A 15548-nucleotide genomic window follows, 5' to 3' on the forward strand; every position below is an offset into this window, starting at 1 on the left:
GCGATGTCGGAGGAGAAGACCGAGAAGCCCACCGCGCGCCGGCGCAAGGAATCGCGCAAGGAGGGCCAGGTCCCGCGCACCCAGGAGCTCGGCGGGTGGCTGACGCTGCTGATCGTCGCGATGGTCCTGCCGCCCCTGCTCGGCCGCGAGCTCACGGCCCTCGCCGAGCTGATGCGCGACTGCTTCAGCCTCGACGGCCGGGTCGAGGTCGCCGACGCCACCACGCTGCTCGGCCGCGGGGCCCAGCACGTGCTGGTGACGCTGGTGGTGCTCGGCTCGGCGGTGATGGTCGTCGGCGTGGCCGCAGCGCTGGCCCAGGGCGGGTTCTTCATGGCGACCAAGTCGGTCAAGCCCTCGCTCAAGAAGCTCGACCCGATCCAGGGCTTCAAGCGGGTCTTCGGCCCGCAGGCGCTGTGGGAGGGCGCCAAGATGCTGCTCAAGAGCGCCGTCGTCGGCTTCGTGGCCTACGGCGCCGTGACGGCCATCATGCCGCTGATCGGCGGCCTCGTGCCGATCAGCGCGGTGCTCGAGGCGGTCCACGACGAGGTGCTCGGCCTGCTGCGCACCGTCGCGGTCGCCGGGCTCGTGATGGCCGTCGCCGACTACGCGGTCGTGCGGCGCCGGATGGGCAAGAAGACCCGGATGTCCAAGCACGAGGTCAAGCAGGAGAGCAAGCAGACCGAGGGCGACCCGATGCTCAAGGGGGCGATCCGCTCGCGCCAGCTGGCCGCCTCGCGCAACCGGATGATGGCCGACGTGCCCACCGCCGACGTGGTGCTCGTCAACCCCACCCACGTCGCCGTCGCCCTGTCGTACGACGCCAGCCGCGGGGCGCCGCGAGTGGTGGCCCGCGGCCAGGGGCTGGTCGCCCAGCGGATCCGCGAGCAGGCCTTCGAGCACGGCGTGCCGCTGGTGCGGGACGTGCCGCTGGCCCGGGCCCTGCACCGCTCCACCACGGTCGGCCAGGAGATCCCCGCGGAGCTCTACGCCGCGGTCGCGCAGGTCCTCGCGTTCGTCATCTCGCGCCGCGTGTCCGGGGTGCGTGGCGGCGAGCACGGCACCCCGCGGACCGACACCGAGCTGCCCGACGCGCCGGTCGCGGGGCGTCGGCGCCGGGCGGTCGGGCCCGCTGCGCCCGCCGCGCCGGGACCGGCCACTCCCAATCCCTCAGGTGCCGGCGCCGCCGGCCGATGGGAGGCGTGACGCCAGGACGGCGTCACCCGGTGCCACGGACGGCGCGACCCGCGTCAGCGACGACCGAAAGGCACCTCACCCGTGGCCTCCAAGCGACTTCTCCAGCTGGGTGTGCCCGCCGGCATCGTGCTCATCATCGTGATGCTGGTGGTGCCGTTGCCGCCGGTCATGCTCGACATGCTCATCGCGTTCAACATCACCAGCGCCCTGCTGGTGCTGCTCGTCGCGATGTTCGTGCACCGGCCCCTGGAGTTCGCGGCCTTCCCCGCCGTCGTGCTGGTGCTCACCCTCTTCCGCCTGGCGCTCAACGTCAGCGCCACCCGACTGGTCCTGCTCGACGGCTACGCCGGCAAGGTCATCGACACCTTCGGCCACTTCGTGGTGGGCGGCTCCCTGATCGTGGGGCTGATCGTCTTCGCGATCCTGCTCGTCATCCAGTTCGTCGTGATCACCAAGGGCGCCGAGCGGGTCGCGGAGGTGGGGGCGCGCTTCACCCTCGACGCCATGCCCGGCAAGCAGATGGCCATCGACGCCGACCTCAACTCCGGGCTCATCGACGAGGACGAGGCCCGGCGACGCCGCCACGAGGTGCACGCCGAGGCCGACTTCTACGGCTCGATGGACGGCGCCTCGAAGTTCGTCAAGGGCGACGCCATCGCCGCGATCGTGATCACCCTCGTCAACCTCCTCGGCGGGTTCGCCGTCGGCATGGCGCAGCGGGGCATGTCGTTCGGCGACGCGATCACCACCTACAGCCTGCTCTCGGTCGGCGACGGCCTGGTCTCGCAGATCCCGGCGCTGCTGCTGTCGACCGCCACCGGCCTCATCGTCACCCGCAACACCGGCGACTCCGACATGGGCTCCGACATCCTGCGACAGCTCACCAACAACAAGGTGCCGCTGCAGATCGCCGGCTTCGGTGCGCTCGGCATCTGCCTGATCCCGGGCCTGCCCAAGCTGCCCTTCGTCGTCGCCGGCGGGATCATGCTGCTGGCCTCGACGCGGGTGCCCCAGCCCGCCGCCGACGAGCCCGAGGCGGTGGCGGAGCAGGCGCTGAGCTCCGCGCCCGACACCCCCGAGCTGCTCGCCGCCGAGATCCGGGTCGACCCGCTCGGCCTCGAGCTCTCCCCCGACATCATCGACCTCGTCGACCCCGCCAGCGGCGGCGACCTGCTCGACCGGGTCAAGGGCCTGCGCCGCAAGATCGCCGGCGAGCTCGGCATCATCGTGCCGCCGGTGCGCACCCGCGACAGCATCGACCTGCCCGCGAGCACGTACGCCATCCGCCTCTTCGGCATCGAGGTCGCGCGCGGCGAGGCCCCGCGCGGCACCGTCCTCGCGATCGGCGACCACCTCGGCGCCCTGCCCGGCCAGCCCACCCGCGAGCCCGTCTTCGGGCTCGAGGCGTCGTGGATCCCCGCCGAGCTGCGGGTGCAGGCCGAGCTCAACGGGGCCACGGTCGTCGACCGGTCCTCGGTCATCACCACGCACCTCGCCGAGGTCGTGGGCCAGCACGCCGCCCGGCTGCTGGGCCGCGAGGACGTCAAGACGCTGACCGACCTGGTCCGGAGCAGTCACCCGGTCGTGGTGGAGGAGCTGACCCCGGCCCAGCTGAGCCTCGGCGAGGTGCAGCGCGTGCTGCAGGGGCTGCTCGCCGAGGGCGTCGCGGTGCGCGACCTGGTGCGCATCTTCGAGGCGCTCTCGCTCGAGGCGCAGGCCACCAAGGACCCCGACGTCCTGGTCGAGGCCGCCCGCGCCGCGCTCGGCCCGGCCATCGCCGCCCCGCACCTGGCGGAGGGCGCGATCCACGTCATCAGCTTCGAGCCGATGCTCGAGCAGCGGATGCTCGAGGCGGTCCGTCCCGGCGACCACGGCCCGGTCGTCGCGCTGGACCCGATGATCGCGCAGAGCGTGCTCGGCGAGCTGTCCGACCTGCGCACGGCTGCGGAGGAGCGCGGCCTGCGCCCGGTCGTGGTCTGCGCGCCCCAGCTGCGCGCGGCCGTACGCCGCATGGTCGCCCCGGCGCTGCCGAGCACCCCCGTCCTGTCCTACACCGAGCTCGCCGGCGCCGCGCAGGTGCGCTCGGCCGGCACCGTCACCGGCGACCGCCTGGCGGTGACCGCGTGAAGCCGATCTCCGGGACGGTGCTGGTCGTCGCCGCGCTCCTCACCTCGCCGGCCCTGGCGGGCGCTGCGACCGGTGCCGTGCCGCTCGACGTCGCGCTCGGTCGCTACCTGCTCGTGACCGGACTGTGCTGGGTGCTGCTCACCATGGCCGCGGAGTGGCTCTGGTCCGAGCCGCAGCCGGCCGCTCCCGCCGAGCCCCCTTCCGACCCTGCCTCCGGCTCGGAGTCCGATCTCCCCTGACCCCGCCCGCCCGGGGTTGCCGTTGGGCGGTGAGTCAGCAACCGTTTCGACGCGGGGAACGGTTGCTCAGTCACCGCCGGTCGGTGGGCGGGCGTACGGCGGTGAGTCAGCAACCGTTTGCGCGCGGAGGAAGGTTGGTGGGCCACCGCCGATCGACCGGGCGGGCGTACGGGCGGTGAGTCAGCAACCGTTTGCGCGCGGAGGAAGGTTGGTGGGCCACCGCCCGCGGTGGGCACCGGCCGTGGCTCAGCCGACTCCACGGCGGCCGGTCACCGGGTGATGCGCCAGGCCGCGGTGCCGGCGATGCCGCAGAGGCCTGCCGTGACGAGGGAGGCCACGACGAACCCGGCGTGGTCGGGCCCCGGGGAGCTGCCGGCGACGTCGAGCACCACGACGCCGATCGTGCTGCCGACGGAGAAGCCGAGGTAGCGGAGCACCTGCTGGAAGCTCAGCATGCTGCTGGTCTCCACCGGCGGCACGGCGCTGATGATGAGCAGCGGGATCATCGCGAAGGTGCAGCCGCTCCCGATCCCTGCCACCGCCATGACCAGCAGGATCTGCCAGACATGGTCGTGGGCGAGCGCCAGGAGGACGTTCGACATCAGGTAGACGGCGCAGCCGACCGGGAGCACGCGGTTCGGTGGATAGCGACGGCCGAAGGCCAGTGCGAGCCGACTGCCGCCGAGGCTGAGCAGGGAGTACGGCAGCAGCATCAGGCCGGCGACCGCCACCGGTTGGCCCAGGCCCCACCCCGACGGGGAGTCCTCCTGGACGACGATGAGGACCAGGGTGAGCCCGGAGTACATCCCGGCGCCGGCGAGCAGGGCGGTCAGGTGCGCGGCGAGGGCGGCCGGCCGGACGGCCAGGCGCAGGTCCACCAGGGGGTGATTGCTGCGCAGCGTCCACGGGACCCAGGCGAGGACCGCGGCGGTGCCGACGACGGCAAGCACGAGGGTGCGTGTGGACGCCCAGCCCCAGTCCTGGCCCTGGCTCACCGTCAGCAACAGCGCCGCGATGCCCCCCGTCAGCAGCAGCCCGCCGGTCCAGTCCAGACGGGCGCTGCCCGCTGGTGGCGCGGACGGCACGAAGCGCCATGCCGCGGCCAGGGTCACCGTGGTCAGGCCGGCGCCCAGCCAGAAGGCCGCGTCCAGGCCGCCGGTGCCGGCGACCAGGGCCGTCAGGGGGAAGCCCAGGCCGGCGCCGGCCACCCCTGCGACGGAGAGCAGCGACATCGTCCCGCGCATCCGGTCGGGGGCGAGGACGTCGCGGGCCACGGCGAGCGCGAGCGGTGTGATCGCCAGGCCGATGCCCTGCATGGAACGACCGACCAGCAGCCCGACGAAGCCCGTGGGGAGCGCGGAGAGCGCGCACCCGACGACGACGGTCACCAGACCGCCGAGGATGACGGCCCGGCGGTGCGGCCCCCCGCCGGCCCGCCCGACAATGGGGGTGGTCATCGCCCCGGTGAGCAGGGTCGAGGTCAGGGTCCACTGGGCGGCGGTGAGCGAGACGTCGTAGTCCTGCGCCACGGTGGCGACGAGCGGAGCACCCAGGCTGGTCACCACCGCGGTGATCGTCGTGAGCAGGGCCAGGGTGGCCACCACGGGGGCCGGGGCGCCTGCTGAGGGCACTGCCTGCACCTGCCTCAGATGGGTGTCGAGCGTGACGGACCCGCGGTAGCGTACCTGTGAACGGTATACAGGTGCGGCGAGAGGAACAGGATGATGGACAGTTCGGTGGACGGCAAGGTGCTCTACACGGCCTCGGCACAGGTCGAGGGCGGCCGCGCGGGATCTGCCCGGAGTGGGTCGGGCCGACTCGAGGTCGAGCTCTCCCGGCCGACGGACCCGAAGGGGTTGGGCACGAACCCCGAGGAGCTCTTCGCTGCGGGATATGCCGCGTGCTTCGACAGCGCGATGGCGGTGGCGGCGGGTCGGCTCGGTCTGTCGACCGGACCCACGACGACGATCGGTGAGGTCGACCTGGTGCAGGACCCGGACGGCCGCTACGGCCTTCGCGCTCGGCTGCTGGTGCGGGCTCCCGAGGCGACCCCGGGCGAGCTGGAGCAGGTCCTGGCGCTGGCCGACCAGCTCTGCCCCTACTCCCGCGCGGTGCGCGGCAACGTGGCCGTGGAGATCCGGAGCGAGGCTGGCGGGTCCGCAGCCGGCTGAGGCCGCGGCAGGGGAACGGTCGAGGGTCGGGCGGGGACCCCGGTCAGGCGGTGGTGGCGGGCGCGCGCCGGCCGAGCCGCACGGACAGCTCGCGCGTCTCGGCGAGGAGGGCGCCGGCCAGCGCCTCGACGTTCCCCTGGATGCGGGCCGCCGGCCCGCAGACGCTGACCACCGCGGCCGGGCGGTCCTCGAAGTCGAGGAGCGGGGCGGCGACCGCCCCCGCGCCCTGCTGCCGCTCGCCGAAGGACACCGCGTAGCCACGCTCGCGGATCGCGGCGAGCTCGTCTGCCAGCAGACGTCGGTCGATGACGGTCTGCTCGGTCAGGGCGACCAGCTCGACGCTGTCGAGGTAGTCGGCCTGCTCCTCGGACGGGAGGAACGCCAGGAACGCCTTCGAGGAGCTCCCGGCGTGCAGCGGGAACCGCGCACCGACCTCCACCGACATGATCACCTCGCGGCGCGGCGTCACCTGGTCGAGGTAGACGCGGTGGTTCCCGTGCCGGATGGACAATGTCGAGGTCTCGGAGGTCTGTGCGCTCAGCCGCACCAGGGCGTCGCGCGCCAGGTCTCGCACGTCGACGCGCTGCGCGTAGGTGCTGCCCATCACCAGCCACGACGGGCCGAGGGCGTAGCGCCGGGTGGACTCGTTGAGCTCGAGGAAGTCGCGGCTGCACAGCGTCGTGAGGATGCGGTGCACGACGGCCTTCGGCAGGCCGAGGGAGCGGGAGATCTCCGAGACCCCGAGGCTCGTCGCGTTGGGCTGGGTGAACAACAGCAGCACGTCCAGCGCGCGCTCGAGCCCCTCCAGCGTGCGACTGCCTCGCGGGGTCGGTGCGGACTTCCCGGAGCCGGCGGAAGTGATCGGGTCGGCAGAGGAGGGCACGTCAACTCATCTCATGAGGTCGGTAGGTGGGCGTACGTCTCGCTGGGCGGGCCTATCTTTGACACTTCAGGGACCGGATTCTAGGCTTCCGCTCAGCGAGATGTCGATCCTCTGAACGAAACAAGTGGAGAGCGGCTGTGACGGTGACGGGAACGACCGGGTCAGCACCGAGCAGGCCGTCGCCCGTGCCTCCCGCGCTGGAGCCGACCTCGATCGGCCAGCTGCGGCTGCGCAACAGGGTGGTCTTCCCGGGCCACACCACGAACTTCGGGTCCGCGTCCCTCCCCACCGACCGTCATCGCGACTACCTGTCCCGTCGGGCCCGCGGCGGCGCTGCGCTGGTGATCACGGAGGCCATCCGCGTGCACCCGACGAGCGCGGGACGCGACAGCACGCTCGGCTCCTACCATCCCGACGCCGTGCGCGCCTTCGCCTCCGTGGTCGACGCCGTGCACGCCGAGGGCGCGGCGGCCTTCGCGCAGATCATGCACGCCGGTCGCCAGGCCAACGGCGACAGCGCCCGCACGGCCGCCTGGGCACCCAGCCCCATCCCATGGACCTTCGGCGGCCCCGTGCCGCACGCGATGACCCGGGCCGACATCGGCGTCGTGGTCGAGGCCTTCGCGGACGCCGCGCGCCGCATGTGGCAGGCCGGCTTCGACGGCCTCGAGGTGCACCTGGGCCACGGCCACCTGCTCCAGCAGTTCCTCTCGCCGGCCACCAACACCAGGACCGACGAGTACGGCGGAGACCTGACCGGTCGGCTGCGGCTGGCCCGCGAGGTGCTCGCCGCCGTGCGGGGTGCGGTCCCCGCCGACCTCCCCGTCGGCCTCCGCGTGAGCGGTGACGAGTTCCTCCCCGGCGGGCTCGACCTCGACGCGACCGTCGAGGCGGTCTGCCTGCTCGCCGAGGACGGCCCGCCGGCCTTCCTCCACGTCAGCCACTCGGCGTACGTCGGCACGGCGTCGCTCAGCACGCAGATCGCGGACATGAGCCACGACCCGGCGCCGTTCCGGCACCTCCCACGCCGGTTCCGCGCGGATTTCCCGGGGGTCCCGGTCATCGGGGTCTGCCGGATCGACGACATCGAGATCGCCTCGGAGCTGGTGCGGGCCGGGGACGCGGACCTGGTCGCCATGGCACGCGCGCAGATCGCCGACCCGGACCTGGTGGCCAAGGCCGCCTCCGGGCGCACCGCGCAGACCCGCTCCTGCCTGGCCTGCAACCAGGCGTGCATCGGCCGCATCGAGCTCAACCTGCCCCTGTCCTGCGTTGTGAACCCCACGGCGGGTGAGGAGGCGTCGCACGAGCAGGCGCTGTCCCGGGCGAGCGAGGCGCCGGCCCGCTCGGTGCTGGTCGTGGGCGCGGGGCCCGCCGGCCTCGAGGCCGCCGTCACCGCGGCGCGGGCCGGTGCCAGCGTCGTGCTCCTCGAGCGGTCGACCGAGGCCGGCGGCCAGGTCCGCCTGGCGCGCCAGCTGCACGGCCGGGCGCGGCTCGGCCGCCTGGTCGACGAGCTCGAGGCCGAGGCGCGTCGGCGTGGTGTCGACATCCGGCTCGGCACCGCTCTGGGGGAGGCCGGCGCTCCGGACCCCGCCGACTTCGACCACGTCGTGGTCGCGACCGGCTCCGAGGGCCGCGTGCGCGAGCTGGCGGGCCCGGCCCGCGTCGTCGGTGTCGACGACGCGGTGGCGATCCTGGCCTCCGGGACGGACCTGACCGGACGGGGCGTCGCGGTCGTCGACGACGAGGGGAGCTGGACGGCAGCGACGATCGCGGAGTCCCTGGCTGTCGCGGGCGCGCGCGTCCACGTCGTCTCGGCCGGGCCCGGGCTGTTCCCTCGCGTGACGCTCTACAGCCGCCTCGGCCTCGTGGACCGGCTCGCGCGGCACGGCGTGGCCACCCACGCGCTCCGCCGTCCCGTGCGCTCGACCGCGGCGGGCCTCGTGATCGCCGACGTCGTCGGGGGCCAGGAGCAGCTGGTCGAGGGCGTCGACCTCGTCGTGGACCTGCCGGGGCGACGCGCGGTCGACGAGGTCTACGGACGCCTGCAGGACGACGGCGTCGCCCCTCGGGTCCGCGTGGTCGGCGACGCACAGGCGCCGCGCACGCTGACCGAGGCCACCCACGAGGCCCGGAGCACCGTGCTCGGGCTGCTCGACCCCGGGCCGGTCGGCCCGGCCGACGGACCGTCCGCTCGACCGAGCGGGTGAGAACCCTCCGAGAGGACGACATGAACGCAATTCCTGCCGGCGCCACGCCCGACCCCATCCACCTGTCCGGCGCGGTGGCGCTGGTGACCGGGGCGGGCGGAGGCATCGGGCGCGGGGTCGTCGAGCTGCTCGAGGCGCGCGGCGCCCGGGTCGCGGCGGCCGACCGCGAGGGCGGCCCGGGATGGGCAGAGCTCGTGGACACGCGGGTGGGCCGCACCCGCCACGCCCTCGACGTCACGGCCGAGGGGGCCGCGGCCCGCGTCGTGGAGGAGGTCCTCGAGGCTCACGGGCGGCTCGACGTGCTGGTCAACTGCGCCGGGATCAACGCCAGGTCGGCCGCCTCGGAGACGTCCCCCGAGGAGTGGGCGGCCGTCCTCGGCGTCAACCTCACCGGGACCTACCAGGTCATCCAGGCCGCCTACCCGGCGCTGCGGGCCTCGGACCGAGCCGCGATCGTCAACCTCACCTCCACGGCCGCCGCGGTCGCCGTGCCGCACAACACGGCGTACTCCACCTCCAAGGCGGGCCTGGTCCACCTCACGCGGGTCCTGGCCTCGGAGTGGGCCGCCGACGGCATCCGGGTCAACTCGGTCGCGCCCACCATCGTCGCCACGGACATGACGGCTGCCGTGCGCGCGGACGCCGACTACATGGCCGACAAGCTGGCGAGCATCCCGCTCGGCCGGATGGCCAGCGTGGAGGACGTCGCCCACGCCGTGGCGTACCTGGTCTCGCCGGCCGCCGGCATGGTCACGGGCCAGACGCTCTACGTCGACGGTGGTGTCACCACCCGGTGACCCCCTGTCCGGTGTGCCCCGCCCCGCCACTCGTCGACTCCATTTGTAACGGGCGTGTGAAACCCGGGCCGAACCCCTTGACGCGGACCCTCACTCGCGATTGAGTGTGCGCGTTAGAGGAACACCATTCCGCTCGAAGGAACGCTCGGGGTCTCACAGGAGGTTGCACATGCGTGGACGAAAGCTGCGCGTTGGACTGGTCGGTGCCGCGGTACTGACCCTCGCCCTGGCAGGGTGCTCGGCTTCGAACCCGGGCGACGACGGGGACGGCGCGAACAGCGCCGACGACACCCTCATCGTGGCTGCCGTCAACGTGCCCGGCGGCTTCGACGGCGACGTCATCACCCCGGGCACCCAGCACACGGTCACCCAGATCTACGAGCCCCTCGTGAACTACGGCGTCAAGGACGTCGAGGGCGGCGCTCGCGAGGTGGATGCCTCGGTCATCGAGCCGGGTCTCGCCGAGAGCTGGGAGGCCTCGGACGACGAGCTCAGCGTCACCTTCAAGCTCCGCGAGGGCGTCGAGAGCCAGTGGGGCAACGAGCTCACGGCCGAGGACGTCAAGTGGAGCTGGGACAAGTCCCTCGACCAGGGCCGGACCGGTGCGTTCATCGCCAGCGTCTCCAACGTCGAGAGCGTCGAGGTCGTCGACACCTACGAGGTGCGCTTCAACCTCACCGACCCGAGCCCCATCCTGCTCAAGGCGCTCACGCTCTACACCCCGTCGATCTATGACTCGACGGAGATGAAGAAGCACGCGACCAAGGACGACCCGTGGGCCCTGGAGTGGCTCGTCTCCAACAGCGCCGGCTTCGGCCCGTACTACGTCGACGAGGTCAAGGCGGGTGAGGAAGCCGTCTTCAAGGCCAACCCGAACTACTACGGCGACGAGCCGCACTTCTCCACCGTCGTCTACCGCTCGGTGCCGGACGCCTCGACCCGCGTCCAGCTCCTGCAGGCCGGCTCGGTCGACTGGATCGAGGAGCTCACCTTCACCCAGCTCAACGAGCTGGAGAAGAGCGACGGCGTCAAGGTGCAGTCGACGCCGGGCAACTTCCAGGCCCGCGCGCTGATGAACCCCAACTACGAGCCGTTCAAGGACAAGCGCGTGCGCCAGGCGATCAACTTCGCCACCCCGCACGAGCAGATCCTCAACAACGTCTTCGCCGGCCGCGCGCAGCAGAGCCGCGGACCGCTGGTCTCGACGATCCCCTGCTACAACCCCGACGCCTGGGCCTACGAGACCGACGTCGACAAGGCCAAGTCGCTGCTCGCCGACGCCGGGTATGCGGACGGTGTGGACATCACGCTCGAGTACTCCGGCCTGAACTGGTGGGAGGAGCCGCTCGGCATCCAGCTCAAGGACGGCCTCGCGAAGGCCGGGATCCGCGTCAACCTCAAGCGCATCCCGGACGCCGACATGACGGCCCGGGCCGCGATCACCGAGCGCGACCTGCCGTTCTTCACCTTCTACGAGCAGTCCATCGTCCTGGACCCGGGCTACAGCATGCTGCTGACCTCGACCCCGGATGGCTCGGCGGACCGCAACGACTACGACAACCCCGAGGTCACCAAGCTCATCAAGCAGGCGAACGTGATCACCGACGAGGAGGAGCGTTGCAGCCTGATCGACCAGGCGCAGCGGATCCACCTCGAGGACGCGTCCTGGATCTACTCGGCTGAGATCGGGGCCCACGAGGCCATGGCCGACGACATCGAGGGCTGGGTCTGGCACCCGGACAACCACGAGCGCTGGGCCGACCTCAGCCGCTGAGCTCAGGCCGCTCACGCGGCCGCCCGGTGGAGGGCTGCGGGACCGACGACGGCGTCGGTCCCGCAGCACCCCACCCCTGCACGACCCCGGAGCGCCGACGGCGCTCCGTCGATGCACGACACGTGCATCCCTGACTTTCCGTGAAAGGTGGCAGAGGACATGGGGAAGGGACTTGCCAGATACCTGGCCTACCGGCTCCTGTTGCTGGTCCCCCTGTTGTTCGGCGTCTCGGTCCTGACCTTCCTGCTCGTCAGGCTCGGTGACTCGAGCCCGGCGGTGATGGTGGCTGGTCCGACCGCGACGCAGGCGCAGATCGAGGACATCGAGGCCGAGATGGGCCTCGACCGGTCGCTCCCGGTGCAGTACTGGACGTGGCTGACCGACGCCGTGCGCGGCGACCTCGGCACCTCCTGGATGTCGAACCGGCCGGTCACCGAGGAGCTGATGGAGAAGCTGCCCATCACCTTGGAGCTGATCGGCTTCGGTGTCGCCGGCGCGATCGTCTTCGGAGTCCTGATCGGCGTCGCCTCCGCGGTGCGTCAGCGCGGGCTCGTCGACCAGGTGCTGCGCCTCGTCACCCTGGCAGGGGTCTCGATCCCGATCTTCTGGGGCGCGCTCCTGATGATCGCCTTCTTCTTCACGGTGCTCGGGTGGGCACCTGCTCCCCTGGGACGCGTCGAACGCGGTCTGGCCATGCCGCCGCACGTGACAGGGATGCTGGTCTTCGACAGCGTCATCACCGGCTACTTCGCGACCGCCGCGTCGGCGCTCGCCCACCTGGCCCTGCCGGTGCTCACCATCACCGTGATCACCGGCGCGACGATCGCCAAGCAGGCGCGGGCCGCGATGGTCGAGACCCTCGGCAGCCCGGCGGTGCGCTACGCCCGTGCCTGCGGCATGTCCGAGCGCGGCGTGGTGTGGCTGGCATTCCGCAACGCGCTGCCCGACCTGATCGGCTTCTTCGGGATCACCTTCAGCCTCGCCATGGGCGGGGCGGCGATCTCGGAGCTCATCTTCTCCTGGGGCGGGCTCGGACAGCTCGGCCTCGAGGCCATCACCAACGCCGACTTCGCCGTCGTCCAGGGCTTCATCCTGGTGATGGGCGTCCTGACCGCGGCGATCTACCTCATCGCCGACCTGGTGGTCGCTGCGATCGACCCGAGGGTGAAGCTGCAGTGAGCATCCCGATGAACGACGACGCGGTGGCCTCGACCCGGCCGATGCCGACACCGGGCGCTCCGCCCGCGCACGTCGACCACGACCAGGTCGGCCGCCTCCGGGCGACCGCCCGCGGCCTGTGGAGGTTCATGACCTCCAGCATGGCCGCCTTCACCGGCACCGTCATCGTCCTGCTCTTCGTGGTCGTCGGAGCGCTGGCCGACGTGCTGGTCCCGACCGACCCGCTGAAGGTCTTCGGCAGCGACCTGCTCGAGCCCCCGGGCGCCGACCACTGGTTCGGCACCGACGGCAACGGCATGGACGTCTTCGCCCGGACCATCCACGCCATCCAGATCGACCTGGTCATCTCGGTGTCGGCAGTCGCGGCGTCGATCGTGGTGGGCGTGGCGCTGGGCCTCATCGCCGGCTACCGCGGCGGCTGGTTCGAGATGGTGCTGCTCCGCCTGATGGACGTGCTGCAGGCGTTCCCGGCGCTGATCCTGGCGCTGGCGGTCGTCGCCGCCTCGCAGGAGTCGATCACCGCGGTGATCTTCGTGATCGCCTTCCTCGACACCCCGGTCTTCATCCGCATGACCCGAGGCCAGGTGCTGAGCCTTCGCGAGGCGATGTACGTCGAGGCCGCACGCTCCACGGGCAACAAGCCCTGGCGCATCATGTGGCGCCACATCATGCCCAACACGCTTCCGCCCCTGATCATCCAGACCGCGGTCCGGCTCGCGTGGTCGGTGATGATCGTGTCCTCCCTGGCCTTCGTCGGCGTCGGCATCCAGGTCCCGACCCCGGAGTGGGGCGCCATGATCCGCCACGGATCGGCGTTCATCACGTCGGGCCAGTGGTGGCCCTCGGTCTTCCCGGGCCTGGCGCTGATGCTGCTGGTGCTGGGGTTCAACCTCCTCGCGGACGCGATCCAGGATTATCTCGACCCGAGGAAGGACTGAGCGCATGGCCCTGCTCTCGATCAAGGACCTCCGCGTCCACATCGCCACCCCGAACGGCACCGCGCACGCGCTGAACGGCGTCAGCCTCGACGTCGACGAGCACGAGATCGTCGGACTCATCGGCGAGACCGGTGCCGGCAAGTCCCTCACGGCCTGGTCCGTGCTCGGGCTCCTCGGCCCCCGCGCCCAGGTGGTGGAGGGGACCGCGGAGTTCGAGGGGACCGACCTGGTCTCGATGTCCGAGCGCCGTCGCCGCCGCCTGCGCGGCAAGGACCTGGCGGTCATCGTGCAGAACCCGCGCGGTGCGCTCGACCCGCTGCGCTCGGTCGGGCGCCAGATCGCCGAGACCAACCGCCGGCACCGGGGCACCGGGCGCAAGGCGGCGAAGGCGAACGCGATCAGCGCCCTGCGCGACGTCGGCATCTCCGATCCGGCCCGGCGCGCGAAGGCGTTCGCCCACCAGCTCAGCGGCGGCATGGCGCAGCGCGTGCTCATCGCGCTCGCGATGATCAACGAGCCCAAGCTGATCATCGCCGACGAGCCGACCACCGGTCTCGACCTGACGGTGCAGGCCCAGATCCTCGACCTGCTGCGCGCCCGCGTCGACGCGACCGGGTCGGCGGTCCTGCTCATCACCCACGACCTGGGCGTCGTCGCCAACTACTGCGACCGCGTGGCGGTCATGTTCGCCGGCCGGATCGTCGAGCAGGGCACCGTCGAGCAGATCTTCGGCAACCCCCGCCACCCGTACACCCAGGCACTGGTCAAGGCGAGCCGGGAGACGCTGGACGAGACGGTCTCGGAGGAGACCGATCGGTCCGAGCCGCCGAACCTGGTCGACCTCCCCAGCGGTTGCCACTACCGGTTCCGCTGCCCGCTGGCGACCGACGTCTGCGCGACGCCGGTGCCGGAGGTCGAGGTGGGTGGCGGTCACCGCGCGCTGTGCCACTTCCCCGCGGAGTCGACCGGCGAGCCGGGCGCCGACACCGTACGAGCCGAGACCGTCGAAAGGGTGGGCCCATGAGCGAGCACATCGAGGCCCGCGGAATCGTCAAGACGTTCTCCGTCCGGGGCTCTCGCGCCCCGGTGCGCGCCGTCAACGGCGTCGACATCGTGATCCCGCGGGGCAAGACGCTGGGTCTGGTGGGCGAGAGCGGCTCCGGCAAGAGCACCGTCGGACGCTGCCTGCTGCGGCTCCTGGAGCCGACCGAGGGCACGGTCCACCACGGGGAGCACGACGTGCTCGCCATGAAGCCCGAGACGCTGCGACGCCACCGGGCGCGCGCCGCCATGGTGTTCCAGGACCCCTACGAGTCGTTGAACCCCCGGATGCGGATCCGCTCGGTGGTCGAGGAGCCCCTCATGCTCCACACCGACCTCACGCCCTCCGCCCGGCGCCGGCGCGCGGCCGAGCTGATGCGCCTGGTGAGGCTCGAGGAGTTCCACCTCGACCGGTTCCCCCACGAGCTCAGCGGCGGCCAGCTCCAGCGCATCGGCATCGCCCGGGCGCTCGCGACGGACCCGGAGTTCCTCGTCCTCGACGAGCCGACGTCCTCGCTGGACCTGAGCGTGCGAGCCGGGGTGCTCCGGCTGCTGAAGCGGCTGCAGCGCGAGCTCGACATCACCTTCCTCTTCATCTCCCACGACCTGACGACGGTCGCGGCGATGTCCGACGAGGTGGCGGTGATGTACCTCGGCACGGTGATCGAGAAGGGTCCCGCGGCCGAGGTGCTCGGCAACCCCCAGCACCCCTACTCACAGGCTCTGCTCTCGGCCGCGCTCTCGGTCGACCCCGACGGCCGACGCGTGCGGCACGTCCTGGAGGGGGAGACCCCCAGTCCGGTCGACCTGCCGCCGGGGTGCCCGCTCGCCTCGCGGTGCCCGTTGGTCCGCGACGACTGCCGCCAGGCGGTCCCGCCGCTCCACGAGGTCTCGGCCGGCCACAGCGCCGCCTGCGTACGTGTCCCTGAGGGCACCAACGTCCTTCCGGCCACCGGGCCGGCCCCCATCGTCACCGCTAGCTGAGGAGTACTTCT

General features: G+C 72.1%; 13 protein-coding genes. 11 read left to right on the top strand and 2 right to left on the bottom strand.

The features are described 5' to 3' along the window. The first annotated feature begins 3 nt into the window (after positions 1-3). From AC4H2S_RS04500 to AC4H2S_RS04510, 3 genes are all read left to right on the top strand, one after another. The gene (locus AC4H2S_RS04500) at positions 4-1203 is read left to right on the top strand and encodes an EscU/YscU/HrcU family type III secretion system export apparatus switch protein (protein WP_491495753.1); all 1200 of its coding nucleotides are present in this window, start codon (positions 4-6) and stop codon (positions 1201-1203) included. A 72-nt stretch (positions 1204-1275) separates the two neighbouring features. Then, complete coding sequence (flhA, locus tag AC4H2S_RS04505) at positions 1276-3321, top strand: flagellar biosynthesis protein FlhA (protein ID WP_491495754.1); 2046 nt, start codon at positions 1276-1278, stop codon at positions 3319-3321. Beyond that, positions 3318-3560: a hypothetical protein gene (locus tag AC4H2S_RS04510; RefSeq protein ID WP_491495755.1), complete on the top strand. Its 243-nt coding sequence runs from the start codon at positions 3318-3320 to the stop codon at positions 3558-3560. Before flhA ends, AC4H2S_RS04510 begins: the two co-directional genes overlap by 4 nt. Before the next feature lie 269 nt (positions 3561-3829). Here AC4H2S_RS04510 and AC4H2S_RS04515 read toward each other — a convergent pair whose 3' ends face one another. Continuing rightward, positions 3830-5191 (bottom strand): MFS transporter, encoded by a 1362-nt coding sequence (locus AC4H2S_RS04515; RefSeq protein WP_491495756.1) that lies wholly within the window; start codon positions 5189-5191, stop codon positions 3830-3832. A gap of 93 nt (positions 5192-5284) precedes the next feature. On the opposite strand from AC4H2S_RS04515, the gene AC4H2S_RS04520 reads away from it, so the two are divergent. Next, positions 5285-5731, top strand: coding sequence for an Ohr family peroxiredoxin (locus AC4H2S_RS04520; protein WP_491495757.1), 447 nt, complete (start codon positions 5285-5287; stop codon positions 5729-5731). Positions 5732-5774: 43 nt separating this feature from the next. On the opposite strand, the gene AC4H2S_RS04525 is transcribed toward AC4H2S_RS04520, so the two are convergent. Next, positions 5775-6614: an IclR family transcriptional regulator gene (locus tag AC4H2S_RS04525; RefSeq protein ID WP_491495758.1), complete on the bottom strand. Its 840-nt coding sequence runs from the start codon at positions 6612-6614 to the stop codon at positions 5775-5777. 185 nt (positions 6615-6799) lie between these two features. Here AC4H2S_RS04525 and AC4H2S_RS04530 point away from each other — a divergent pair, with 185 nt between their 5' ends. The 7 genes from AC4H2S_RS04530 to AC4H2S_RS04560 all read left to right on the top strand — a co-directional run bounded on the left by AC4H2S_RS04530 (position 6800) and on the right by AC4H2S_RS04560 (position 15537). After that, a complete protein-coding gene (locus AC4H2S_RS04530; RefSeq protein ID WP_491495759.1) occupies positions 6800-8824 on the top strand; it encodes an oxidoreductase in 2025 nt (674 codons plus the stop codon). A 20-nt stretch (positions 8825-8844) separates the two neighbouring features. Further along, entirely contained in the window at positions 8845-9621 is a 777-nt protein-coding gene (locus AC4H2S_RS04535; protein WP_491495760.1) for an SDR family NAD(P)-dependent oxidoreductase, read from the top strand. Between the two features lie 169 nt (positions 9622-9790). Next, on the top strand, positions 9791-11395 hold the full coding sequence (locus AC4H2S_RS04540; protein ID WP_491495761.1) for an ABC transporter substrate-binding protein: 1605 nt from the start codon (positions 9791-9793) through the stop codon (positions 11393-11395). Positions 11396-11554: 159 nt separating this feature from the next. Then, the gene (locus AC4H2S_RS04545; RefSeq protein WP_491495762.1) at positions 11555-12574 is read left to right on the top strand and encodes an ABC transporter permease; all 1020 of its coding nucleotides are present in this window, start codon (positions 11555-11557) and stop codon (positions 12572-12574) included. Further along, positions 12571-13512, top strand: coding sequence for an ABC transporter permease (locus AC4H2S_RS04550; RefSeq protein ID WP_491495763.1), 942 nt, complete (start codon positions 12571-12573; stop codon positions 13510-13512). Before AC4H2S_RS04545 ends, AC4H2S_RS04550 begins: the two co-directional genes overlap by 4 nt. Before the next feature lie 4 nt (positions 13513-13516). Beyond that, positions 13517-14536, top strand: coding sequence for an ABC transporter ATP-binding protein (locus AC4H2S_RS04555; RefSeq protein WP_491495764.1), 1020 nt, complete (start codon positions 13517-13519; stop codon positions 14534-14536). Next, positions 14533-15537, top strand: coding sequence for an ABC transporter ATP-binding protein (locus AC4H2S_RS04560; protein ID WP_491495765.1), 1005 nt, complete (start codon positions 14533-14535; stop codon positions 15535-15537). Before AC4H2S_RS04555 ends, AC4H2S_RS04560 begins: the two co-directional genes overlap by 4 nt. The last annotated feature ends 11 nt before the right edge of the window (positions 15538-15548 follow it).

It is taken from the genome of Nocardioides sp. Z13_37, assembly GCF_058355585.1.

Bases quoted from the DNA above. Each gene is read 5' to 3' on its own strand.
- AC4H2S_RS04500 (WP_491495753.1), top strand. From the start codon at position 4: ATGTCGGAGGAGAAGACCGAGAAGCCCACCGCGCGCCGGCGCAAGGAA.
- AC4H2S_RS04520 (WP_491495757.1), top strand. From the start codon at position 5,285: ATGGACAGTTCGGTGGACGGCAAGGTGCTCTACACGGCCTCGGCACAG.
- AC4H2S_RS04535 (WP_491495760.1), top strand. From the start codon at position 8,845: ATGAACGCAATTCCTGCCGGCGCCACGCCCGACCCCATCCACCTGTCC.
- AC4H2S_RS04540 (WP_491495761.1), top strand. From the start codon at position 9,791: ATGCGTGGACGAAAGCTGCGCGTTGGACTGGTCGGTGCCGCGGTACTG.
- AC4H2S_RS04545 (WP_491495762.1), top strand. From the start codon at position 11,555: ATGGGGAAGGGACTTGCCAGATACCTGGCCTACCGGCTCCTGTTGCTG.
- AC4H2S_RS04555 (WP_491495764.1), top strand. From the start codon at position 13,517: ATGGCCCTGCTCTCGATCAAGGACCTCCGCGTCCACATCGCCACCCCG.
- AC4H2S_RS04560 (WP_491495765.1), top strand. From the start codon at position 14,533: ATGAGCGAGCACATCGAGGCCCGCGGAATCGTCAAGACGTTCTCCGTC.